General features: G+C 73.0%; 19 protein-coding genes, 2 tRNA genes and 1 riboswitch. Of the genes, 14 read left to right on the forward strand and 7 right to left on the reverse strand.

From position 1 onward, the window contains the following. Positions 1-84: 84 nt before the first annotated feature. The 4 genes from ACFVVO_RS12265 to ACFVVO_RS12280 are packed head-to-tail and all read left to right on the forward strand — an operon-like array spanning position 85 to position 2,781. Positions 85-510, forward strand: coding sequence for an ester cyclase (locus ACFVVO_RS12265; protein ID WP_351661333.1), 426 nt, complete (start codon positions 85-87; stop codon positions 508-510). A gap of 4 nt (positions 511-514) precedes the next feature. Continuing rightward, positions 515-1,120, forward strand: a complete 606-nt coding sequence (locus ACFVVO_RS12270) for a DJ-1/PfpI family protein (RefSeq protein ID WP_390054071.1) — start codon at positions 515-517, stop codon at positions 1,118-1,120. Between the two features lie 39 nt (positions 1,121-1,159). Further along, on the forward strand, positions 1,160-1,546 hold the full coding sequence (locus tag ACFVVO_RS12275; protein ID WP_390054073.1) for a nuclear transport factor 2 family protein: 387 nt from the start codon (positions 1,160-1,162) through the stop codon (positions 1,544-1,546). A 5-nt stretch (positions 1,547-1,551) separates the two neighbouring features. Further along, the gene (locus ACFVVO_RS12280) at positions 1,552-2,781 is read left to right on the forward strand and encodes a low temperature requirement protein A (RefSeq protein ID WP_390054075.1); all 1,230 of its coding nucleotides are present in this window, start codon (positions 1,552-1,554) and stop codon (positions 2,779-2,781) included. A gap of 274 nt (positions 2,782-3,055) precedes the next feature. Here ACFVVO_RS12280 and glgA read toward each other — a convergent pair whose 3' ends face one another. Next, positions 3,056-4,246 carry a glycogen synthase gene (glgA, locus tag ACFVVO_RS12285; RefSeq protein WP_390054076.1) on the reverse strand — a complete coding sequence of 397 codons (1,191 nt, stop codon included), beginning with the start codon at positions 4,244-4,246 and terminating at the stop codon, positions 3,056-3,058. 236 nt (positions 4,247-4,482) lie between these two features. On the opposite strand from glgA, the gene ACFVVO_RS12290 reads away from it, so the two are divergent. The 4 genes from ACFVVO_RS12290 to ACFVVO_RS12305 all read left to right on the forward strand — a co-directional run bounded on the left by ACFVVO_RS12290 (position 4,483) and on the right by ACFVVO_RS12305 (position 7,574). Continuing rightward, entirely contained in the window at positions 4,483-6,009 is a 1,527-nt protein-coding gene (locus ACFVVO_RS12290; RefSeq protein ID WP_390054078.1) for an amino acid permease, read from the forward strand. Positions 6,010-6,098: 89 nt separating this feature from the next. Continuing rightward, positions 6,099-6,171 (forward strand) — tRNA-Lys (locus ACFVVO_RS12295). Between the two features lie 108 nt (positions 6,172-6,279). Continuing rightward, positions 6,280-6,798, forward strand: a complete 519-nt coding sequence (locus tag ACFVVO_RS12300) for an NUDIX domain-containing protein (protein WP_390054080.1) — start codon at positions 6,280-6,282, stop codon at positions 6,796-6,798. Then, positions 6,795-7,574, forward strand: coding sequence for an SDR family NAD(P)-dependent oxidoreductase (locus ACFVVO_RS12305; protein ID WP_390054081.1), 780 nt, complete (start codon positions 6,795-6,797; stop codon positions 7,572-7,574). Before ACFVVO_RS12300 ends, ACFVVO_RS12305 begins: the two co-directional genes overlap by 4 nt. Positions 7,575-7,616: 42 nt before the next feature. On the opposite strand, the gene ribA is transcribed toward ACFVVO_RS12305, so the two are convergent. Both ribA and ACFVVO_RS12315 read right to left on the reverse strand, forming a co-directional pair. Continuing rightward, a complete protein-coding gene (gene ribA, locus ACFVVO_RS12310; protein WP_390054082.1) occupies positions 7,617-8,261 on the reverse strand; it encodes a GTP cyclohydrolase II in 645 nt (214 codons plus the stop codon). Between the two features lie 138 nt (positions 8,262-8,399). Then, positions 8,400-8,939: a MarR family winged helix-turn-helix transcriptional regulator gene (locus tag ACFVVO_RS12315; protein ID WP_390054084.1), complete on the reverse strand. Its 540-nt coding sequence runs from the start codon at positions 8,937-8,939 to the stop codon at positions 8,400-8,402. A gap of 69 nt (positions 8,940-9,008) precedes the next feature. Between ACFVVO_RS12315 and ACFVVO_RS12320 the strand changes: the two genes are divergently transcribed. The 5 genes from ACFVVO_RS12320 (at position 9,009) to ACFVVO_RS12340 (ending at position 14,265) form a co-directional block, all read left to right on the forward strand. Next, positions 9,009-10,142: a dihydrofolate reductase family protein gene (locus ACFVVO_RS12320; RefSeq protein ID WP_390054086.1), complete on the forward strand. Its 1,134-nt coding sequence runs from the start codon at positions 9,009-9,011 to the stop codon at positions 10,140-10,142. Between the two features lie 65 nt (positions 10,143-10,207). Next, positions 10,208-10,281: transfer RNA gene (locus ACFVVO_RS12325), tRNA-Met, on the forward strand. 200 nt (positions 10,282-10,481) lie between these two features. After that, positions 10,482-11,720 carry a PP2C family protein-serine/threonine phosphatase gene (locus tag ACFVVO_RS12330; RefSeq protein ID WP_390054088.1) on the forward strand — a complete coding sequence of 413 codons (1,239 nt, stop codon included), beginning with the start codon at positions 10,482-10,484 and terminating at the stop codon, positions 11,718-11,720. Positions 11,721-11,944: 224 nt separating this feature from the next. Beyond that, positions 11,945-12,113, forward strand: a riboswitch (cyclic di-AMP (ydaO/yuaA leader). 7 nt (positions 12,114-12,120) lie between these two features. Then, complete coding sequence (locus ACFVVO_RS12335) at positions 12,121-13,167, forward strand: M23 family metallopeptidase (protein WP_390054089.1); 1,047 nt, start codon at positions 12,121-12,123, stop codon at positions 13,165-13,167. A gap of 150 nt (positions 13,168-13,317) precedes the next feature. Then, positions 13,318-14,265 (forward strand): aldo/keto reductase, encoded by a 948-nt coding sequence (locus ACFVVO_RS12340; protein ID WP_390054090.1) that lies wholly within the window; start codon positions 13,318-13,320, stop codon positions 14,263-14,265. Between the two features lie 25 nt (positions 14,266-14,290). On the opposite strand, the gene ACFVVO_RS12345 is transcribed toward ACFVVO_RS12340, so the two are convergent. The 4 genes from ACFVVO_RS12345 to ACFVVO_RS12360 form a co-directional block, all read right to left on the reverse strand. Then, positions 14,291-15,715 (reverse strand): PrsW family intramembrane metalloprotease, encoded by a 1,425-nt coding sequence (locus tag ACFVVO_RS12345; protein ID WP_390054092.1) that lies wholly within the window; start codon positions 15,713-15,715, stop codon positions 14,291-14,293. 58 nt (positions 15,716-15,773) lie between these two features. Beyond that, positions 15,774-16,619, reverse strand: a complete 846-nt coding sequence (gene trmB / locus ACFVVO_RS12350; RefSeq protein WP_390054094.1) for a tRNA (guanosine(46)-N7)-methyltransferase TrmB — start codon at positions 16,617-16,619, stop codon at positions 15,774-15,776. 80 nt (positions 16,620-16,699) lie between these two features. Next, on the reverse strand, positions 16,700-17,917 hold the full coding sequence (gene lhgO, locus ACFVVO_RS12355; protein WP_390054145.1) for an L-2-hydroxyglutarate oxidase: 1,218 nt from the start codon (positions 17,915-17,917) through the stop codon (positions 16,700-16,702). 60 nt (positions 17,918-17,977) lie between these two features. Further along, complete coding sequence (locus ACFVVO_RS12360; RefSeq protein ID WP_390054095.1) at positions 17,978-19,402, reverse strand: MFS transporter; 1,425 nt, start codon at positions 19,400-19,402, stop codon at positions 17,978-17,980. A 745-nt stretch (positions 19,403-20,147) separates the two neighbouring features. Here ACFVVO_RS12360 and ACFVVO_RS12365 point away from each other — a divergent pair. Further along, positions 20,148-22,226 carry an asparagine synthase-related protein gene (locus tag ACFVVO_RS12365; protein ID WP_390054097.1) on the forward strand — a complete coding sequence of 693 codons (2,079 nt, stop codon included), beginning with the start codon at positions 20,148-20,150 and terminating at the stop codon, positions 22,224-22,226. Positions 22,227-22,425: the final 199 nt, after the last annotated feature.

Raw genomic sequence — 22,425 nt, forward strand, 5'->3', positions numbered from 1 at the left:
CCGGACGGGACCGGACCGCCGCGCGACCTTCCGGCGGCGGCGGTCCGGGCCCGTGATCCCCGCCAAGACTGAGGAGTTGACCCCATGGCCGAAGTTTCCGACGAGGGCTCCAAGCTCGTCCGCACGTACTACGAGCAGTTCCTGACCGCTCCCGGCGACCTCCGGATCGCCGACGAGATCCTCGCCCCCGACGTGGTATTCGACAACCCGATCTCCCCGGACGGCATCCACGGCCTGCCGGCGTACAAGGAGTTCGCGCTGCGCTGGTACGGCGGCTTCCCGGACCGTGTCTTCACCATCGACGAGCTGCTGGAGCAGGGGGACAAGGTCGCCGCGTCCTTCACCATCACCGGCACCCACCTCGGTGTGTTCATGGGCGCTGCCCCCACCGGCGAGCCGATCACGGTCCGCGGCGCGAACATCTTCCGGATCGAGGACGGGCGCATCAAGGAGGTCCACGCCTTCTTCGACCCGCGCCAGCTGCTCGGCCCGCTCGGCCTGGGCGGGTGAGCCGGTGGCGGCGGCCAAGGGCCGGATCGCGGTCCTGATCGAGGAGCACTTCGACCCGTCGGAGTTCCGTGACTTCAACGCGTACTTCCCCGAGCGGGGGTACGCCGTCGACTACGTCTCCCACCTGTGGGGCCTGCCCTCGCTGACGTTCGGCAGCAACCCCGACAACGGCTACGTCGAGGAGCACGTCACCGTCACCCGCGAGGTGTCCGCGCTGGACCCGGCCGACTACGTGGGCGTGGTCCTGATCGGCGCGTACGCCATGGACCGGCTGCGCTACCAGGTCGAGGTGCCGGGCCCGGGCAGCCGCAACAAGGCGCCGGCCGTGGAGTTCCTGCGGGCCGCGATGGCCGCGCCGGGCTTCAAGGTCGGCACCATCTGCCACTCGCTGTGGCTGCTGTGCGCCGACCGCGCCCTGCTCGCGGGGCGCAGGGTCACCTGTGCGCACAACATCGTCTGCGACGTGGAGAACGCCGGCGCCGAGATCGTCTACGAGGGCAACGGCACCGCCGACCTGGTGGTCGACGGCGACCTGATCACCGCCAAGCACCCGCAGATGACCGGGGACTTCATGGCCGCCTTCGTCCGCGAGGTGGAAGCGCAGGCCTGACCCCGCACGCACCACCCCACACCTACGTACGGAGAAGTCATGCCAGACCAGCAGCAGATCCGCGCCGCCGTCGAGGGGTACGCGGAGAGTTTCGCCAAGCGGGACCGGGAGCGGTTCACCGCCCTGCTCGCCGCGGACGTGGTCCAGTACGAGCCGGTCGGCGCGCCCGCCAACCGGGGCCGGGCCGCGGTGACCGCCTTCTTCGACGGCGTCTTCGAGATCATCGACCGGGTGGAGTTCCGCGTCACCGACGTGGTGATCAGCGGTGACGAGGCCGCGTTCACCTTCCACATCACCGCCCACAAGAAGGACGGCGGGGTCGTGGAGGACCGCGGCATCGACACCTTCCGGGTCGGCGACGACGGCCTGATCACCGAGATCAAGGGCTACCACGACGACGCCCACACCCAGGTCGCCGGGGGCTGACCGGCATGCGGGGGGTGGGCGCGCCGGAGGCAGGCGTCGCGCGCGGCACCTACACCGGCAAGGTGCGACTGCACCGGGGGCGGGTGCGGCTCAGGGTGCCCGAGGAGGGGCACCACCGGGCCGCCTCACCCCTGGAGCTCTTCTTCGACCTGGTCTTCGTGGTGGCCGTGGCCGAGCTCACCGAGGTCCTGCTGCACGCCCCGACCTGGGCGGGCGTGCTGCGTTTCGGGGCGCTGTACGTCCCGATCTGGTGGGCCTGGGTCGGCTACTCCTTCTACGCCGACCGCTTCGACAACGACGACCGGATCTACCGGCTCATCATGATCATCGCGATGATGGCGGTCCTGTCGGTGTCGGTGGCCGTGCCCCGGGCCTTCACGGGCACCGCCGGAGCGAAACGCTTCGCCCTCGGCTACTTCCTCGTCCGGCTGATCCTGCTGGGCCTCTATCTGCGGGCCCACTACCACGTGCCCCGGGCCCGGACCCTGACCACGCGCTTCCTCCAGGGGTACGGGCTCGGCGCGGCGATATGGGGAGCGTCGGCGCTGCTGCCCACGCCCTACTGCTACGTGCTGTGGGGCGCCGGCCTGCTGGCCGAACTGCTGACACCGATCCTGTCCGCCTCGGCGGTGGCGCGGGTGCCGTTCAACGCCTCGCACATCCCGGAGCGGTTCGGCCTGTTCACCATCATCGTGCTGGGCGAGGTGGTCGCCCTCAACGCCATCGGCATCGCCGCCAGCGGGCTGCGGGCCGAGACCATGGCCGTGGTGGCGGGTTCCTTCCTGATCGCCGCCTGCCAGTGGTGGCTGGTCTTCGACCACGTCGACCCCTCACCGCTGCGCCAGTGGCGGCTGACCGGCCAGGCCTACGTCTACGGCCATCTGTTCGTGCACGGCGGTATCACGGTGACCGGCGTCGGCGGGCTGCTCGCGGCGCAGGCCGCCAACGCCCGCGGCCACGGGCACCCGGCCCTGGACGGCGGTTCGGTGCTGTGCTTCGGCATGGCCGTGTTCCTGCTCGGCGTCGGCGGCATCCACCTGCTCAACGTCGGCCTCGGCGGCGACCTGCGCGCCTGGTCCCGCCTGGGCCTCGCCGCGGCGTTCACCCTCATCGGCCTGGCCGGCGGCGGCCTGCCGCCCCTGCTGCTGGAGGCCGTCCTGGTCTGCGGCCTCTCGTGCCAGATCCTCGTGGAAACCAAGGCCCCCGCGGTACCCCACACCCTGCACACCCCCTGACCCCTCCACACGAGAAGGGCGGCCCCGGACAACCCCGGGCCGCCCTTCCGCCGTCCCCAGAGCCCCCTGGTGGTCGCCAACGGCCGCGGGCCCACCCGCCCCACCGACGCGCACCCGACCCCACCGACGCGCACCCGCCCCCACCGACGGCGCTTGCGCCCCACGGGGGCCACCCGCACCCGGCAACGAGTCCCGCACAGGTGGTGCGGGTGGGAACCCGAACCCGGCCGAAGGCCGGGAGCCCCCGGCCGCAAGCCGCCCGAACCACCGCTCCCTAATCCAGCACCCCGCGATAGACCGACACCACCCGAGAAGCCGCCCCCCGCCAGGAGAACAACTCCCGTGCCCGCACCCGCCCCGCCTCACCCATGACACGAGCCCGCCCGGGCTCGGCAAGCAACCGATTGACAGCGGCGGCGAACTCCGACGCGAACCGCTTCGCGTCCAGCGGAGCCCCCGTACCGTCCTGCTCCTGCTCGACCGGCACCAGCACCCCCGTCGCCCCGTCGGCCACCACCTCCGGTATCCCCCCGGTCGCCGTGGCCACCACAGCCGTACCGCAGGCCATCGCCTCCAGATTGACGATGCCCATCGGCTCGTACAGCGAAGGGCACACGAAAACCGAGGCATGCGTCAGAAGCTGGCGCAGCGACACCGGATCCAGCATGCCGTCGATGCGGACGACCCCGTCCCTGCTCAGCCGCAGTTCGTCGACGAGAGCCGCCGTCTCCGCCGCGATCTCCGGCGTGTCCGGCTGCCCGCAGCACAGCACCAACTGTGCCGTCGGATCCAACTCGAAGGCCGCCCGCAGCAGATGGGGCAGCCCCTTCTGTCGGGTCACCCGCCCCACGAAGAGCACCGTCGGACGGTCCGGATCGACGCCGTGGCGCTCCAGCGCGGCCGTACCGGTATCGGGCCGGTGCACCTCGGTGTCGATGCCGTTGTGCACGACGTGCACCCGCTCCGGATCGATGTCCGGATACACCCGCAGGACGTCCTCCCGCATCGCGTGCGACACGGCGACCACCGCGTCCGCCGACGTCACGGCCGTTCGTTCCACCAGCGACGACAACCGGTAGCCGCCGCCGAGCTGCTCCGCCTTCCACGGCCGCAGCGGCTCCAGGCTGTGCGTGGTCACCACGTGCGGGATCCCGTACAGCGTCCGGGCCAGATGGCCGGCCGCGTTCGCGTACCAGGTGTGGCTGTGCACCAGGTCGGCCCCGGCGCACCCGGCGCCCATCTCGACGTTGGTGGCGAGGGTGCGCAGCACGGGGTGCGCGCCGTCCGTCAGACGCGGCTCGCGGTAGGTGGACACCCCCGGCTCGGGGCGCGGCTCGCCGAAGCAGTGCACCCGCAGGTCCACCAGGGTGCGCAGCTCCCGGGCGAGTTCCGTGACGTGCACTCCGGCACCGCCGTAGACGGCGGGCGGCCATTCCTTGGTGAGCAGATCCACACGTGTGTTCATCCGTACTTCCTGACGTCTGCGGCCACGAGCGGCGGTCTCCGGGCGGGCCGGGGCCCGCCCGCGGTGGGGGAGCGGGGGCGGTGCGCGGGACGCCGCGGCCCCTGCCCCGCTGGGAACAGGGATCCGCGGCCCCGCCGCGACGGGGTGGAACGGCGGCGACCGCGGATCCCGGATCCACGCTAGAGCGACACCCGTGTGACGCATGTCACGGCATGTGGGAGGGAATCGCTGGGGGCATGACAGAAGACGCGATAGCGACGAGTGGCACGGACGGGCCGTCGGACGAGGAACGGCTTGCCCAGCTCGGCTACACCCAGGTCCTCTCCCGCCGTATGTCGGCGTTCTCGAACTACGCCGTGTCCTTCACGATCATCTCGGTCCTGTCCGGCTGCCTGACCCTGTACCTGTTCGGCATGGTCACCGGCGGTCCCGCGGTGATCATCTGGGGGTGGGTGGCGGTCGGTCTGATGACCCTGTTCGTGGGTCTGTCGATGGCCGAGATCTGTTCGGCGTACCCGACGTCGGCGGGCCTGTACTTCTGGGCCCACCGCCTGGCACCGCCCCGTTCGGCGGCTGCCTGGGCGTGGTTCACCGGCTGGTTCAACGTGCTGGGCCAGGTGGCGGTGACGGCCGGCATCGACTTCGGCGCGGCGTCGTTCCTCGGCGCCTGGCTGAACCTCCAGTTCGGCTTCGAGGTGACCCCGGGCCGTACCGTCCTGCTCTTCGCGGCGATCCTGCTCCTGCACGGCCTGCTGAACACCTTCGGCGTCCGGATCGTCGCCTTCCTGAACAGCGTCAGCGTGTGGTGGCACGTCCTGGGCGTGGCGGTGATCGTCGGCGCGCTGGCCCTCGTCCCGGACCACCACCAGTCGGCGTCCTTCGTGTTCACGAAGTTCGTCAACGAGACGGGCTGGGGCAGCGGCTTCTACGTCGTCCTGCTCGGCCTGCTCATGGCCCAGTACACGTTCACGGGCTACGACGCCTCCGCCCACATGACGGAGGAGACGCACGACGCCTCGACGGCGGGCCCGAAGGGCATCGTCCGCTCCATCTGGACCTCCTGGATCGCCGGCTTCGTCCTGCTCCTCGGCTTCACCTTCGCCATCCAGTCGTACGACAAGGAGCTGGCGTCCCCGACCGGCGCACCCCCCGCCCAGATCCTCCTGGACGCCCTGGGCGCCACGGCCGGCAAGCTCCTGCTCCTGGTGGTGATCGGGGCCCAGCTCTTCTGCGGGATGGCCTCGGTGACCGCCAACAGCCGCATGATCTACGCCTTCTCCCGCGACGGCGCGCTGTCCTTCTCACGGGTCTGGCACACGGTCAGCCCCCGCACCCGCACCCCCGTGGCGGCGGTCTGGCTGGCCGCGCTCGGCGCCCTGGTCCTCGGCCTGCCCTACCTCATCAACTCCACGGCCTACGCGGCGGTGACCTCGATCGCGGTGATCGGCCTCTACATCGCCTACGTCGTCCCGACCTTCCTGCGCGTCCGCAAGGGCGACGCCTTCGAGCGGGGCCCGTGGCACCTGGGCCGCTGGTCGATCCCGATCGGACTGGTCTCCGTCACCTGGGTGGCCGTCATCACGGTCCTGTTCATGCTCCCCCAGGTCTCCCCGGTCACCTGGAAGACCTTCAACTACGCGCCGGTCGCCGTCCTCGTCGTCCTGGGCTTCGCCGCGACCTGGTGGCTGGCCTCGGCCCGCCACTGGTTCCTGCGCCCGGCCCGCACCCACGCCCCCGAGCCGGCCGAACCGGTCGAGAACTAGTCACGTCCCCCACCCGACGCGGCCGGGTCACCAATACCCGATCGGAGACCCGGCCGCGTCCGGCTATGCTCGGACAGGCAACATCGCCTGGGCCCTTAGCTCAATTGGCAGAGCAGTGGACTTTTAATCCATTGGTTGTGGGTTCGAGTCCCACAGGGCCTACGCAATAACGCCCCCGGCTCAACGACACACCGAGCCGGGGGCGAGCCGTTTCCCGGGGTTCTCCGCGACCGCGGGCCGGTGCCCGGCGGCCCGCCGAAGGGACATGCCGTGACCCAGCCGCGGACCGACGGCCGGCCCGGGGCCCTGCCCCCCGCTCTCGCCTCGATGACCCTGCTGGCCGCCGCCGTCATCGTCCACGACCGGGCCGCCGGCCGGGTCGTCCTTCTCCGGCGCGGTGCGAACGCCAGGTTCGGCCGGGGCCTGTGGGACCTCCCGGTGGGCAAGAGCGAACCGGGCGAGCCGGTCACCGCCACCGCCGTGCGCGAGCTGTACGAGGAGACCGGCCTGACCGTGCGGCCCGAGGCGCTGAAGGTCGCGCACCTCATCCACGGAGCCCGCGGCGTCGAAGCGCCGGGCGGCTACCTCACCGTCGTCTTCGCCGCCCACGAGTGGACCGGAGAGCCCGAGAACCGGGAACCGGCCAAGCACGCCCAGGTCCGCTGGACCGGCGTCGACGAGCTGCCCGAGAACTGCGTGCCCGGCACCCGAGACGCGCTCTGCGGGTATCTCGGCGGCGCCACCCGGGTATCGCTGGACGGGTGGGACGGTCCTAGGGTGCGGGGATGAGTTCGCGGGCGTATCTGTCGGAGTTGTTCTCGCTGGACGGTCTGGCCGCCGTGGTGACCGGGGGCAGTTCCGGCATCGGGCGGGCCGTCGCCGGTGCCCTGGCGCGGGCCGGGGCGAGCGTGGTGGTCGTGGCCCGCGGGGAGGCGGAACTCGCCGCCACGGTCGGGGAGCTGGCGGCCCACGGCTGCCGGGCGGCCCGGGTGAGCGCCGACCTGAGCACCCGCGACGGGGTGCGCGCGGCGGCCGAGGAGGTGGCCGGGGTGTTCGGGGAGCCCGACATCCTCGTCAACTGTGCCGGGATCAATCTTCGGCCCCCGATGGGTGAGCTGGGCGAGGACGTCTGGGACGCCACCATGGCGGTGAACCTGGAGGCGCCCTATCTGCTGGGGCAGCGCTTCGGACCCGGCATGGCCGAACGCGGCTTCGGGCGGATCATCCACGTCACCTCCCAGCAGGCGCACCGGGCGTTCGTGCAGAGCGGTGCCTACGGCGTCTCCAAGGGCGCGCTGGAGTCGCTGGCCCGGTCACAGGCCGAGGCGTGGTCGCCGTACGGCGTCACCTGCAACACGCTGGTGCCGGGGTTCGTCATGACGTCGCTCAACGCGCGTCTGTCGTCCGACCCGGAGCGGGTGGCGGCGCTCGCCGCCCGCACGATGGTGGGGCGCAACGGCCTGGCCGAGGACTTCGCGGGCGCGGCGGTGTTCCTGGCGAGCCGCGCCTCCGCCTATGTCACCGGCCAGTCGGTCTTCGTCGACGGCGGCCTCTCCGTGCACTAGTCCGGCGCCCCCCGGCACCACCCGGCCCCATGCGGCCCCCGCTCAGCCCGCGCTCAGTTCCGGCAGGACGTCCAACTCGCCCAGCGGCAGCGTGTGCTGGGTCTGCAGGACCTTCGCGCGCAGGTAACGGACGTTGTGGGCGGTGGTGAAGACACCGGTCGGCACCCGGTCCCGGACCAGGACGCCCAGCGAGCGCAACTGCTCGGCCTTGTCGGGGTTGTTGGAGAGCAGGTCCAGCTCCCCGATGCCGAGCGCGCGCAGCATCTGGGCGGCGGCCGTGTAGTCGCGGGCGTCCTCCGGGAGGCCGAGCGCGGCGTTGGCCTCGTAGGTGTCGAGGCCCTGATCCTGGAGGGCGTAGGCGTCGAGCTTGTTGTACAGGCCGATGCCGCGCCCTTCCTGGCGGAGGTAGAGCAGCACGCCCCCGCGCTCGGCGATGCGTTCGACCGCCTCGCGGAGCTGGGGCCCGCAGTCGCAGCGGGCCGAGCCGAAGACGTCCCCGGTCAGGCACTCGGAGTGGAGCCGCACCAGCGGAACCGCCCCGGGCTCGCCGAGGACGACGGCGACGTGCTCCTGGCCGTCGCTCAGGCCGTGGAAGGTGACGAGTTCGGCGTCGGCGCGGTAGCCGTCGTGGAAGTGCAGCGGTACCCGGACGCGGGCGCGCGGGGTGGCGGCGGGGGTGTCGGACATGCGGGCCTCCGGGTTCCGTCCCTTGGCGTCTGCTTCAGATTTGAAGCAGTAGCTCGGTCCGGGACCCTACCGCATGCTTAAAAGTTAAAGCAACGCATTTCGCGGGGGTGTCGCGCGGCGCCCGCGTTCGCGCCGCGCTCAGGAGCGGGGCGGCTCGGGCGGCTGCCCCGAACAGGGCGACGACCGCCGTCGCCATGGCACGCCCTCCGCCGCGGCCCCCGTCTCCTCCCCCTCCAGCACCCGGGCCACCCCGGCGCAGATCTCCTCCAGTTGCCCCACCTGCTCGGGCGTGAGCCGGTCGAACAGGGTCGTGCGGACCGTCTCGACATGCCCGGGTGCCGTACGCTCCAGCACGGCCATCCCCTCCTGTGTCAGCACCGCGAGACTGCTGCGCCGGTCCCAGCTGCAGTCCTCCCGGCGCACCAGCCCGTCCCGCTCCAGCCTGGTCACCGCGTAGGTCAGCCTGCTGCGGGTGATCTTCAGCGTCTCGGCCAGGTCGGTCATGCGCAGTCGCCGGTCGGGCGCCTCGGAGAGGTTGGCCAGCACGGAGTAGAACAGGTGGGGCATGCCGGCCTCCTGCTGGAGCTGCCGGTCGATGGCGTCCTCCAGCAGCCGGGAGGCGGCGATGTAGGCGCGCCAGGCGCGCTGCTCCTCGGGGGTGAGCCAGCGGGTCGTCATGCTTCCAGTGTAAGTTTGTTTCAAATTTGAACCAAGACTCCGCCGGGGTCCTCGTGAGGGAGCGCGCCGATGCCGTACCCGTACGTCCTGCTGTCCGCCGCCGTCTCCCTCGACGGCTACCTCGACGACACCGGCCCCGACCGGCTGCTGCTCTCCAGCCCGGCCGACTTCGACCGCGTCGACGAGGTACGGGCCTCGGCCGACGCCATCCTGATCGGCGCCGGCACCATCCGCGCCGACAACCCCCGGCTCCTTGTCAACTCGCCCGAGCGCCGCGCCGCCCGGGTGGCCGAGGGCCGGCCCGCTTACCCCCTGAAGATCGCCGTCACCGCCGCAGGCGACCTCGACCCGGCCGCGAACTTCTGGCACACCGGCGGTGAGAAGCTCGTGTACACCACGGACCGGGGCGCCGAACGGGCCGCCAACGTCCTCGGCCGGACCGCCGACGTGATCCCCCTCGGCCCCGAGCTCGACTGGCGCGCCCTGCTGGAACACCTGCACGACGTACGCGGAGTACGGCGCCTGATGGTCGAGGGCGGCGGAACCGTCCACACCCAGCTCCTCCAGCAGGGCCTCGCCGACGAACTGCAGCTCGTCCTCGCCCCGCTGTTCGTCGGCGACCCGGCCGCCCCGCGCCTGTTCGGCCCGGGGGCGTACCAGGGCGGTCGGCTCCGGCTCACCGAGTCCCGCCGGATCGAGGACGTCGTCCTGATGCGCTACGAACCCACCGCCCCCGGTGCCGGCCCCGCACCGGCCGCCGCCGACCGGCGCTGGCTGGCCACCGCCTGCGAACTGGCCGCCCTGTGCCCGCCCTCCCGCACGGCGTTCAGCGTCGGCGCGGTGGTGGTGGCCGCCGACGGCACCGAGCTGGCCCGCGGCCACTCGCGCGAGGGCGGCGACCCCGTGGTGCACGCCGAGGAGGCGGCCCTGGCGAAGCTGGACCCGGCCGACCCGCGGCTGCCCGGCGCCACCGTCTACAGCAGCCTTGAGCCCTGCTCCCGCCGGGCCTCCCGCCCGGCACCCTGTGCCGAGCTGATCCTGCGCGCGGGCGTGCGCCGGGTGGTCACGGCCTGGCGGGAGCCGGACACCTTCGTCCCCGGCGCCGACGGCACCGGGGTGCTGGCGGCCGCCGGCGTGGACGTCGTCCTGCTCCCCGAGTACGAGGGCTCGGCCAAGGCGCCGAACGCCCATCTGCTGCCCTGAGCGGCGCCGCGCGGAAACGTGTGTGCCGAGCACCCCGCGCATGGCGTATGCTGGAGACACAACGACGCGGGGTGGAGCAGCTCGGTAGCTCGCTGGGCTCATAACCCAGAGGTCGCAGGTTCAAATCCTGTCCCCGCTACTGAAGACTCAGGGCCGGAATCCAGTACATGGATTCCGGCCCTGAGTGTTTTCCGCCGCGCTCCCGTCGGATACCAGGAAAGCCGCGACACAAGGCGAGTGGCGTACGTCACAGCAGGTCATCCGCTCGGTCCACAGCAGTCGCCCGCCTCCCGCGCCCCCGCCACGCTGGTCGTACGTCGAGGACACGGGAGACCAGCAGTGCGCCCTGGTGAGGTGGAGGAGAGCCCGTACGCCAGAGCGGGCGGCCGGCTCCCCGGCGGACCCGTCCCGGACCCGGACCCGGACCTGGACCCGGACCCGGACCTGGACCCGGATCCGGGCCCCGGCGCCGGCCCCGCGCCCCTCCCGCCGGAGCGGTGCCGTCGCCCCGTCGCACGCACCCTGCCCCGCGCCCTCTCCCTCCTGCTCATCGCCGGCGGGCTCCTGTACGACCTGCTCACCCCACGCGACTTCACCGCCGTGCCGTTCTTCACCGCCGCCCCGCTGGTCGCCGCGCCCCTGACCTCGCTGCGCACCACGCTCCTCACCGGGCTGGCCGCCCTGGCCGCCACCTATGTGGTGCACGCCCACTTCGGCACGGGCCTGGACGTCAACACCGTCACCCAGATCGTCACCGTGGCCACGGTCGCCCTGCTGGCCGTCGCCATCAACCGGGTGGTACGCCTCGGCGACCGGCGGCTGGCCTCCGTCCGGGAGATCGCCGAGGCTGCCCAGCGGGCCGTGCTGCCCGAGCCCGCTCCCCGCATCGCCGGCCTCGACATCGCGGCCCGGTACGAGGCGGCGCAGGAGGGCGCGTTCATCGGCGGCGACCTGTACGCGGTGCAGGATGGCCCGCACGGCGTACGCCTGGTCGTCGGGGACGTGCGCGGCAAGGGCATGGGCGCGGTCGCCGCCGTCGCCGTGGTGATCGGGGCGTTCCGGGAGGCCGCCGAGCAGGAGGCCACGCTGGAGGCGGTGGCGGGGCGGCTGGAGCGGGCGCTGGCCCGCGAGGGCACCCGGCGCGACGGGGTCGACGCGCTGGAGGGCTTCACCACCGTCGTCCTCGCCGAACTGCCGCACGGCGAGGGGGTGGTGCGGATCGTCAACCGCGGTCATCCGCCGCCCCTGCTGCTGCACGCCGACGGCACCCTGCGCGCCCTGACCGCGGACGAGCCCGCGCTGCCGCTCGGCATGGGCGACCTCGGCCGGTGGCCCGACCGCGCGGCCGAGACCCGCTTCCCGGACGGCACCACCCTGCTGCTCTACACCGACGGCCTCACCGAGGCCCGGGACGCCCACGGCCGGTTCTACGACCCGGTGCGCCGGCTCGCCGGGCGCCGCTTCCCCGACCCGCGCACCCTGCTCACCCGGCTCGCCGCGGAGGTCAGGCGGCACTCCGGGGGCGGCATGGCGGACGACATGGCGCTGCTGGCCGTACGCCGACTCCGACAGATGTAACCAACAGTGATCGGACGGAAGCCCTCCGCTTGGCTGCTGAGGCACCGTCAAAAACTCCGTGACTCCTGAAGGCCGGTCAACTCGCCCGTTTTTCACAGCCGTGCGGCGTACGTCCACCCTCAGGAACGTTAATGATCAAGCCGAACGGCTTGGAATCTCACAGGTGAGTCTATTAACGTTCGATAACGCAGCGCGGTCGTCCCAGCCGTCACAAGAGGCGGCTCCGTGCGCACGCGCCGAATCCCGCAAGGGAACCGGGGAACCACTACTTTGGGGTGAATCACGCGGATGCCACCGTGAACCGATCAGGTTCTCGGTACGTATACGCGCGTAGGAGACCTTCCTGCTCCGAACCCGTCAGCTAACCCGGTAGGCGGAGGAAGGAAAGGAGTACGCCCGCGTGGCGTCCAACCGGCCTGCCCCCGAAGCCCCATACGTGCCCAGCCAGCGTGACACCGAAACATTCGGCTACGGCGGCTACCGCGCCGAAGAGGGCCCCTGGGAGGAGTGGAATCCCACCGAGGAGTCCATCCGCCCCGTACGCGGCCGGCACCGCGTCGCCAAGCAGCGCGGCGGGCTCGCCCGCAGCTCCACCGTCCTCGGCGTCGGCGTCATAGCGGCCGTCGGCGCGGGCGGCATGGCCAGCGCCCACACCGGCAAGCCGCCGGTGTCCATCTCCATGCCCGATCTGCCCTCCGTCGGCTCCCTGTTCGACGACGGCCACTCCGAGGAGTCCAAGGCCACCACGGCCTCGCTCAGCTCGGTCGGCACCACCGCCGCCGACAGCGAGCAGGACGGCTCCGACGCGGGCGAGACCCTGCGCAACCGGATCATGGCCCAGGCGGAGCAGCAGCAGAGCAAGGCCGACTCCACGGCCGGCGCGGCAGCGGCCGCCGCCGCCGAGCAGAAGGCCGCCGACGCGGCCGTCAAGGCGCAGAAGGAGGCCGCGGCCGCGGCCGAGGCCAAGGCCGCCGAGGCCAAGAAGGAGGCCGAGGCCGCCGCCGAGAAGAAGGCCGAGGAGGAGCGGCTGGCCGCGCTGGCCAAGCAGTACACGCTGCCGACGTCCTCGTACACGATCACCTCGACCTTCGGCGAGGCCGGCTCGATGTGGTCCTCCGGGTACCACACCGGCCTCGACTTCGCCGCGCCCACCGGCACGCTGATCAAGGCCATCCACAGCGGCACCGTCACCGAGGCGGGCTGGGCCGGCTCCTACGGCTACCGCACCGTCCTCACCCTCGACGACGGCACCGAGCTCTGGTTCTGCCACCAGTCCTCGATCAGCGTCTCCGCCGGCCAGAAGGTCAGCACCGGCGACGTCATCGGCCGCGTCGGCGCCACCGGCAACGTCACCGGCCCGCACCTGCACCTGGAGGTCCACCCCGGCGGCGCGGCCACCGGCATCGACCCGATGGCGTGGCTGCACGGCAAGGGCCTCAACCCCTGAGCCGGCCCCGGGCCTCCTGACCCGGCCCGGCACCTCGATCCGATCCCGGCAGCCCTGACGCCACCCCCGGCGTCAGGGCTGCCGTCGTGTTCACACACCGTTCGCGCGATCCCGGAATGGGCGGTACCGGGGTGATCGTTGTAACAGGGCATGACTGCTTCTCTGCGCAAAATCGGCTCCTCCGACCTCGAGGTCTTCCCGCTCGCCCTCGGTGGCAACGTCTTCGGCTGGACCGCCGACGAGAAGACCTCCTTCGCCGTCCTCGACGCCTACACGGCCGCCGGCGGCAACTTCGTCGACACCGCCGACTCCTACTCGGCGTGGATCGAGGGCAACAAGGGCGGTGAGTCGGAGACCATCATCGGCAAGTGGCTCAAGACCCGCGGCAACCGCTCCGAGGTCGTCATCGCGACCAAGGTGAGCCAGCACCCGGAGTACCAGGGGCTCACCGCGGCCAACATCAAGGCCGCCGCCGACGCCTCCCTGCGCCGCCTGGACACCGACTACATCGACCTCTACTACACGCACTTCGACAAGCCCGAGGTGCCGGTGGAGGAGATCGTCGGCGCCCTGGACGAACTGGTGAAGGCGGGCAAGGTCCGGCAGATCGCCGCCTCCAACATCAGCCCCGAGCGGCTGCGGGCCTCCCTCGACTTCTCCGACCGCGAGGGACTGGCCCGGTACGTCGCCCTCCAGCCCCACTACAACCTGGTATCCCGCGACACGTACGAGGGTCCGCTGCAGGATCTCGCCGCCCGTGAGGGCCTCGCCGCGGTTCCGTACTTCGCCCTCGCCTCCGGCTTCCTCACCGGCAAGTACCGCCCCGGCACGACGGTCGACAGCGCCCGCGCCGGCTCGGCCGCCAAGCACCTGGACTCCGAGCGCGGTCAGCGGGTGCTCACGGCCCTGGACGAGATCGCCGGCGCCCACGACGCCCCCGTCGCCACGGTCGCCCTCGCCTGGCTGGCCGCCCAGCCGACGGTCACGGCGCCCATCGCCTCGGCCCGCACGGTGGAACAGCTCCCGGCGCTGCTGGGCGTGGCGGAACTGCGGCTCGCCCAGGAGGAAGTGGACCGCCTGAACCAGGCCTCCGCCTGACCCCCGGCCGGGGGCGGGTGCCCCACTAGGGCCGGTACGGGTTGTACCCGGGGTAGCGGGCCGGCGGCACGGGCGGGTTCCCGTACGGCACCGTCTGGTTGCCGTACGGGACCGCCGGATATCCGTACGGCACCGCCGGGTGCCCGTACGCCGTCGGCTGCCCGTAGGCCGCCGGATGGCCGGCGGACACCGCCGGATATCCGTACCGCGCCCAGTACGCCGTGGCCGCCGGCATCGGGGCCACGGTCCTGGCCGCGTGCTCCAGCGCCGGCCGGGCCACCTCCCGGCGCCGCCACAGCTCGGCGAGCAACTCCTGCTCCCGTGCGGCGGAGTCGGCGCCGGCGCGTCCCCGCCGCCCACGGTGCCGCAGGAAGGCCAGCGAGGTGGCGTACGCCTCGTACTGTGCGACCGCCCGCGCGGCGGGCCGCCCGCCGAAGTGGCGGCGGGCGTGGTCCCGGGCGGCGCGGCGCGCCCGCATCGACCCGAGGACGAACGGCTCGGCCGGCCCGAGCCACCCGGCGTACACATACGCGGGCAGCTCCTCCCGCACGGTCCGCAGCTCCCGCTGCCGGGTCCAGACCGCCAGCCAGGTCAGCAGCCCGAACGCGGGCACCATGAAGGCGGCGTAGACGGCGAGGAACCCGAACTGGCCGAAGGTGGCGGAGCCGTTCCACAGGGCGTGCATGCTCATCGCCAGCAGCAGTCCGCCGAGCGGGACCAGGACACGCCGGGCGTGCTGCCGATCGGTGGAGAGCGCGGCGACGCCGAAGCCGATGCCGGTGAGCACGGTGAACAGGGGGTGCGCGAACGGGGACATCACGACGCGCACGAAGAAGGTGGCGGCGGTGACGGAGGCGATGCCGTGGCCGCCGCTGAGCCGGTCGGTCCCGAAGGCCGTGCCCAGGTAGAGGATGTTCTCGGTGAACGCGAAGCCGGTGGCGGTGACCCCGGCTATCACCACGCCGTCGACGATCCCGGTGAAGTCCCGTCTGCGGAAGAGGAAGACCAGCAGCACGGCCGCGGCCTTCGCGGACTCCTCCACGACGGGCGCTATCAGGGTGGCGCCCAGGGTGTCGGCACCGGCGGGATCGGCGGTCGAGGTGGCTATCCACTTCGTCGCGAAACTGTTGGCGACGATGGCTATCAGCGCCGCCGCGCAGGCACCCCAGGCGAACGCGAAGACCAGGTTCCGCCAGGGGCCGGGCTCGACCCGGTCCAGCCAGCGGAAGGCGGCGAGGAGCCAGGGCACGGGCAGCACGGCGAGCCCGAGACCGACCAGGAAGCCCGCGGTGCCGGTCTGCCGGCGCACCAGCGCCAGGATGACCAGGCCCGACAGCGCCAGCAGCGTGATCAGCGCCCCGTAGCGCACCCATCGGCGCTGCCACCAGTGCGGGTGCGTTCCGCTTCCGGGACCGGGGGAGTAGCTCGGGTACGGGGGACTGATGGCCACGGCATCGACCCTAACGGTGACCGGGGAAACGGGCTGGTGCGGGTCGGACGGACAGGACCTAGCGATCCCGGTGCGGTACGCGGCGGAAGAGCAGATCGTTCACCACGTGTCCCTTCTCCAGCCCCTGCCCCTCGAAACGGGTCAGCGGCCGGAACCGCGGACGCGGCGCGAAACCGCCGTCGGCCCGGGTGTTCTCGAAGTCCGGGTGCGCGGTGAGCACCTCGAGCATCTGCTCGGCGTACGGCTCCCAGTCGGTCGCGCAGTGCACGATCGCCCCGGGCCTCAGCCGGCTCGCGGCCAGCGTCAGGAACTCGGGCTGGATCAGCCGCCGCTTGTGGTGCCGCTTCTTGGGCCAGGGGTCGGGGAAGTACACGCGCAGCCCGTCGAGCGAGTCGGGCGCGAGCATCTCCCGGAGCAGGATGATGGCGTCGCCGTTGGCCACCCGGACGTTGGACAGCCCGCTCTGGTCGGCGAGATTGAGCAGGTTGCCCTGCCCCGGGGTGTGCACGTCGACCGCGAGGATGTTGGTGCCGGGGTCCCCGGCCGCCATCCGCGCGGTGGCCTCACCCATTCCGAACCCGATCTCCAGCACGACGGGACCGTCGTCGCCGAACAGCTCGCCGAGGTCGATGACGCGCTGCCCGTCGATGTCCAGACCCCACTTCGGCCACAGCCGCTGCAGCGCGTCGGCCTGCCCCGCCGTGACCCGGCTCCGCCGCGGCTGGAAGCTCCGGATCCGCCGCTCGAAGTGCGATCCGGCCGGGTCGGCCCTGGGCCCGTCGGGGAACCGCGGCTCCCCCTTGGCCCGGCTGTGCCGCACGGACACACCGGGGACGTGCGCGGGCCGCGGCGCGGCGGCGGTCGCGGGCCGGGGGGCTTCGGGGAGGTTCAGCGAGTCAGACACAGTGACACCGATTTTACGGCGGTGGCGCGATTTCCCGGGACGGTGCCCGAAGCGGAGGGCGACGTCACAGCGCACGGCCGTCACAGCGCACCGAGCATGTCCAGCGCCCGGCGTCCGATCTCCCGGCCGATCGGCAGCGAAGCGGTCGCCGCGGGGGACGGGGCGTTGAGCACGTGCACCGCCCGGCTCCCCTCCCGGATCAGGAAGTCGTCCACCAGCGTCCCGTCCCGCAGCACCGCCTGCGCCCGCACCCCGGCGGGGGCGCGCACCAGGTCCGCCTCCTCGACGGCCGGCAGCAGCCTGCGCACCGCCGTCAGGAACGCCCTCCTGGACACCGACCGCCGCAGCTCCCCGGCCCCGTACCGCCAGTGCCGCCGGGCCATCACCCACGAGCCGGGCCACGCCACCGTCCCGGCCACCTCCCCGGGCCGTACGACCCCCCACCCGTACCCCTCCCGGGCCAGGGCCGGGACCGCGTTCGGCCCGACGTGCACGCCGCCGTCGATCCCCCGGGTCAGATGCACCCCGAGGAACGGGAACGCCGGATCCGGCACCGGATACACCAGCCCGCGCACCAGCTCCGGCCGCGCCAGCTCGTAGTACTCGCCCCGGAACGGCACGATCCGCACCCCGGGCTCGTCCCCGGTCAGCCGCGCCACCTCGTCGCAGTACAGCCCGGCACAGTTCACCAGCACCCGGCCCCGTACGACGTCGCCGGCCGCGGTCAGCACCGCCACGCCCCGCTCCGGGCGCCGGTCCACCCGGACCACCCGCGCGCCGTACCGGATCTCCGCCCCCGAGGCCCGCGCAAGCTGCCGGGCCACGCCCACGAAGTCGCACACCCCCGTCGTGCCGACGTGGATCGCGGCCAGCCCGCGCACCTCCGGCTCGTACTCGCCGATCTGCGCGGCGCCCAGCTCGCGCACCTGGAGCCCGTTCTCCCGGCCGCGCTGCACGAGCGCGTGCAGCCGGGGGAGCTCGTCCCGCTCGGTGGCGACGATCAGCTTCCCGGTGACGGCGTGCGCGATGCCGTACTCGGCGCAGAACTTCACCATCTCGGCCGCGCCGCGCACGGCGAACCGGGCCTTGAGCGAGCCCGGCCGGTAGTAGACGCCGCTGTGGATGACCCCGCTGTTGCGCCCCGTCTGGTGCCGGGCGGGCCCCGGCTCCTTCTCCAGCACGGTCACCCGCGTACCCGGCGCCGCACGCGTGATCGCGTAGGCCGTCGACAGGCCGACGATGCCGCCTCCGATCACCAGCACGTCGCAGTCGTACGCACCCTCACGCACCCGCACCACCTCCCGGCTCCGATAGTGCACTGCGCCACTGACAATGCCTTCAAACCCGGACCGGGGGTCCTATGCCGGAGCCACCAGCAGAGGCCGGGCCCGCTCCCGCAGCTCCACCACCCGCGGCTCGTCCCCGTACGGCTCCAGCCGGTGCAGCAGGTCCTTCACGTACTCGGTGGTGCGCGCGGAGGAGATCCGCCCAGCCACCTCGACGGCCCGCACCCCCTGCTCGCAGGCGGCGTCCAGATTGCCCGACTCCAGCTCGGCGACGGCGGACACCACGAGGCGCAGCCCGTGCGACCGCACGAACTCCTCCGTCGGCTTCGACAGCGCCTGCTCGGTGAACCGCCGCACCTGGCGCGGCGCCTTCAGATCGCGGTAGCACTCCGCCGCGTCGGCGGCGAACCGGTCATATCCATAAAAACCAAGCCAAGAAGGGTCGTTGTCACCGTCCCTGGATCGCTCGAGCCAGCTCTCCGCCGCCTTCAGTGCCGCGCCGGCGGCCGGCGAGTCCCCCGCCCGCGCGTGTGCCCGCGCCTCCACCAGCCGGAAGAAGCTCATGGTGCGGGCGGTCGCCAGTCCCCGGTTGCGCTCCAGGGCCGCCTGCGCCAGGTCGACGCCCTCGTCACCGAAGCCCCGGTACGTCGCCTGCAGCGACATGGAGGCCAGCACATAGCCCCCGAGCGGGACGTCCGCCGCCGCGCGGGCGAGCCGCAGCGCCTGGATGTAGTACCGCTGCGCCGCCTCCTGCTGCCCGGTGTCGAAGGCCATCCAGCCGGCCAGCCGGGTCAGTTCGGCGGAGGCCCCGAACAGGGCGCGGCCCACTTCGTCCGAGTAGGAGCCGAGCAGCAGCGGTGCCGCCTCCACCCGCAGGCACTCCGGCACCATGGACGAACGCCAGTCGCCGCCTCCGTACTTGGAGTCCCAGCGTCTGGCGTCCTCGGCGGCCTCCCGCAGCTTCTGCACATCGCTGTGGCCGACTTTGATCGGTGCGCCGGAGTCCTCGGCGGCGTTCGCCTCCCGCGCGACCGAGCCGTCGGCGGGGGTTATCAGCCACCGTGACGCGGGCGTCGCGTACGCGCTCACCGCGAACGACCCCGCGAGGGACTGCCAGATGCCGCCGGAGCCGGCCCGCCGCCCGGCCAGGTCGAGCCGGTACAGCTCGGTGGCCGACTTCACCGCCTGCCCCACGTCCCGGGGGAAGGCGAGGCCCACTTCGGGCGCGGGATCCGCGTCCGCCAGGCCTATCTCGTGGAGCGGCACCGGGCGGCCGAGCTTCTGGCCGATGGCGGCCGCGATGAGGTGCGGCGCCGCGCCCTGCGGCACCATCCCCTTCGAGACCCAGCGCGCCACCGAGGTCTTGTCGTAGCGAAGCGTCAACCCGCGTTGGGCGCCGAGGTCGTTGACGCGTCGCGCGAGTCCCGCGTTGCTGATTCCCGCGAGGGCGAGAACGGTGCCGAGTTTGTCGTTCGGCCCGCGTTGCTCCCTGGACATGCGTCACCCCTCGACACAGACGGCTGCCGCGCTGGCATAACCGTGCGGCATTCGTAAACCCAGCGTAGTTCGCCGCATCCCAAGCGTTAAGGGGCATTGTTCCGGATGGCGGGATTGTGGTCCGTACGGGAGTACGGCCCTGTACGCACCGTGCACGGGGCGTCGCGGCGTGCCCCCGCACGTGTGGCCGTGCGCCCGTCCGTGCGCTCTTCTCCGGCCATCCGGGGAGCGGTTCCATGGCTGTCGCGTGGGTCGGCCCGCTGTACTGGATCCAGTGGGCTGGGGGACACCGCCGCCTTCATCCCCGCGGGTGGCGGACCGGTCCGGGAGGCGATGACCGCCTCCCGGACTGTGCGCGTGCCCGTACCGGAGGGTCTTGCGCAGGCCTGTACGGAGCGTGCTCAAACCCGTGCGGCTGTCCCCAATTTGGCTGAAAATAGGCCCTGCCCCGGATGGGCGATTACCGCTCCCACCACGGTACTTGAGGGCGCGAAGGGCGTTTTCGGGGCGCACGCAGGGGGCGCATTCGCGTCGCACCCGTCGCGCCCGCTTCCGCCATCCACCCCCGGCCGCCCTGGTGTTCATCCACCGGCCCGCGTCCGATACTCTGCCGCCCCCTGCCGGCTCCGCCACCGGTTTCCCTCGATCGAAGGCGGCGTCGCCGCGCCTCCGTGGCGCGTTCTTCATGGCAGCATGGTCCCGGTTCGTACGGTGCACTGGTTGTCCACGCTGTGTGGAGGCGTCGATGCGGTGGTTGGTGGGTTGGAGCAGCACCGCCGCTGGCGTCGCCGAAATCGGCTCCGCGGGTGCGACCGGACACGACGGCGAGACGCTGCACCCGGTCGGCTCCCACCTCCTGTGGGGCGATCCCGACCCGTTGTGGGCCGTCGGCGACTGGCGCCCCGACGAGGTGCGCGTGGTGCACGCCGACGCGCAGAACCGCATCGCCGTCCTCGGCACCTGCGGCGCCACCGACGAGGAGCTGCGGCGCGGCCTGTTCACCGCGCGCGGGGGCGCGCTGCGCCATCTGACCGCCTGGCCGGGCAGCTACACGGCCGTCGTCCAGGTGGGCCGCCGCCTCACCGTCTGCGGCGACCTCGCGGGCGCCCGACCCGTTTTCCACACCCCCTGGGCCGGCGGCACGGCCTACGCCACCGCCGCGCTGCCGCTCGCCGACCTCATCGAGGCCAACCTCGACTTCGGCCACCTGGCGGCCCTGCTCGCCGCCCCCGACGTACCGGCCGCGCTGCGCGACACCACCCCGTACGAGGGCGTGCGGCGCGTTCCGCCGGGGCACGCGCTCGTCCTGCGCACCGGAGCACGCGAGATCACCGGCTACGAGCCGGTCGCCTCCCTCGCGGTCGCCGCGCCCCCCGCCGACCCGGACCTCGCGGTGGACGCCGTACGGGACGCCCTCATCGAGGCGGTGCGCGCGCGGCTGTCGGCACCCCGGCACGTGCCCGACCTCGACCCCGGGCCGGTGCCCGGCATGGGACCGGCCGAGCGGCGGGCCGCGCGCGGTATGCCCGTGCCCGGCATCGGCGCCGACCTGTCCGGCGGACCGGCCTCCGGCACCCTTGCCCTGCTGGCCGCCGGGCTGCCCGGCAGGCCCGGCACGCTGCTCGGCCACGGCACGGGCGCCGGGGAGCGGCTGCTCGCCGTCACCTTCAACGACCTGGCCGTCCGCGGCCGCGAGTCCGAGGTCGAGCGCGCCGGCACCCTCGCGGCCAACCCGCGCCTGCACCACGTGGTGGTCACCGGCGGTGAGGAGAGCCTGCCGTACGCCGATCTCGACGGCCCCCTCACCGACGAGCCGGGCCCCTCCCTGGTGACGGCCGCCCGCCACCGCGCCCGCCTCGCCGCGGGCAGCGCCGACCACTTCACCGGGCACGGCGCCCGCCAGGTCCTGGACGCCCACCCCGCCCGCCTCGCGGACCTCCTCATGGACCGCAAGCGGCGCCACCTGGTCCGGCCGGTCGCCGCGCTCGCCCGGGCCGACGGCTCGGTGATGGTCCCCGCGCGCGTGTACGGCGCTGCCCGGCGGCTGGCCCGCACCCCGTACCGGACGGGCCTGGAACTGCTCGCCGAGCGGCTGATGCGCCACCGCTTCGACGAGCCGAAGGGCGCGGTCGGCGCCTCCCTCGCCGGGCTGTCCTGGGCGAGACCCGGGCCGGCGGCCCGCTGGCTGACCGGGGAGGCATTGGCTGAAGTATCGGTTCTGCTGCAAGGGGAGGCGGAGCGGTCCGCCCTCGGCTCCGGCCAGCGCCCCGGCGACTACCGCGCGCGTGCCGCCCTCGCCCGCCACGCCGCCGACCTCCGCGTCCTGGAACAGGCCGCCGAGGTCCGCTCCCAGCGGCTGCACGCGCCCTTCCTCGACAACCAGGTCGTCCGCGCCTGCCGCGCCCTCCCCGAGGCCCTGCGCGTCCAGCCCGGCGCCCGCTCCGCCGTGCTGCGCAGGGTCCTGGAGGGCGCCGGCGTCACGAACCTCCCGCCCGGCTGGGGCGCCCCGTCCCACGCCTCCTCGGCGGCGGCCACCCGCGCGGGCCTGCGCCTCGCCGCCGACGACCTGATGGACCTCTTCGCCACACCCCTGCTGGCGGACGCGGGCCTGGTGGAGGCCCGGGTGATCCGCAAGGCCGTCCGCGCCGCTGCGGCGGACGAACCCCTCCCCCTGGACGGCCTGGCCGACCTGACCGCCCTCGAACTCTGGCTCCGCCGCCTGCTGGCCCGCCGCGGCACCTGCTGGACCGGCACCCCGGCCCGCGCCCGAGCGGTCCCCTCCGGCATCCAACCCCGCAGAAACGCCCTCGCCTCCGGCGCCTGACCCCACCGCCGGGCGCCTATCCGCCAGCGGCTGCCGTGACGCGGGCAATGAGCCCCGCTCTGCTACGGGTATCCGAGCCCGCGCGGCTGCGGGCATGCGTGCCGCCAGGGGCGGCGCCCACTCGTCAGCGGCTGACGTGCTCGCGCAGCCGCGGGCGGTCGTGCCGCTTGGTGGGCGGCCACGCGTCAGCGCCGGGCAC

This window comes from Streptomyces sp. NPDC058145 (assembly GCF_042884245.1).
Taxonomy (GTDB): domain Bacteria; phylum Actinomycetota; class Actinomycetes; order Streptomycetales; family Streptomycetaceae; genus Streptomyces.

What these genes read in the sequence shown, in the direction of transcription:
- ACFVVO_RS12265 (WP_351661333.1), top strand. Translation starts at nt 85, where the DNA reads ATGGCCGAAGTTTCCGACGAGGGCTCCAAGCTCGTCCGCACGTACTAC.
- ACFVVO_RS12275 (WP_390054073.1), top strand. Translation starts at nt 1,160, where the DNA reads ATGCCAGACCAGCAGCAGATCCGCGCCGCCGTCGAGGGGTACGCGGAG.
- ACFVVO_RS12280 (WP_390054075.1), top strand. Translation starts at nt 1,552, where the DNA reads ATGCGGGGGGTGGGCGCGCCGGAGGCAGGCGTCGCGCGCGGCACCTAC.
- glgA (WP_390054076.1), bottom strand. Translation starts at nt 4,246, where the DNA reads ATGAACACACGTGTGGATCTGCTCACCAAGGAATGGCCGCCCGCCGTC.
- ACFVVO_RS12290 (WP_390054078.1), top strand. Translation starts at nt 4,483, where the DNA reads ATGACAGAAGACGCGATAGCGACGAGTGGCACGGACGGGCCGTCGGAC.
- ACFVVO_RS12305 (WP_390054081.1), top strand. Translation starts at nt 6,795, where the DNA reads ATGAGTTCGCGGGCGTATCTGTCGGAGTTGTTCTCGCTGGACGGTCTG.
- ribA (WP_390054082.1), bottom strand. Translation starts at nt 8,261, where the DNA reads ATGTCCGACACCCCCGCCGCCACCCCGCGCGCCCGCGTCCGGGTACCG.
- ACFVVO_RS12315 (WP_390054084.1), bottom strand. Translation starts at nt 8,939, where the DNA reads ATGACGACCCGCTGGCTCACCCCCGAGGAGCAGCGCGCCTGGCGCGCC.
- ACFVVO_RS12320 (WP_390054086.1), top strand. Translation starts at nt 9,009, where the DNA reads ATGCCGTACCCGTACGTCCTGCTGTCCGCCGCCGTCTCCCTCGACGGC.
- ACFVVO_RS12340 (WP_390054090.1), top strand. Translation starts at nt 13,318, where the DNA reads ATGACTGCTTCTCTGCGCAAAATCGGCTCCTCCGACCTCGAGGTCTTC.
- ACFVVO_RS12360 (WP_390054095.1), bottom strand. Translation starts at nt 19,402, where the DNA reads ATGTCCAGGGAGCAACGCGGGCCGAACGACAAACTCGGCACCGTTCTC.
- ACFVVO_RS12365 (WP_390054097.1), top strand. Translation starts at nt 20,148, where the DNA reads ATGCGGTGGTTGGTGGGTTGGAGCAGCACCGCCGCTGGCGTCGCCGAA.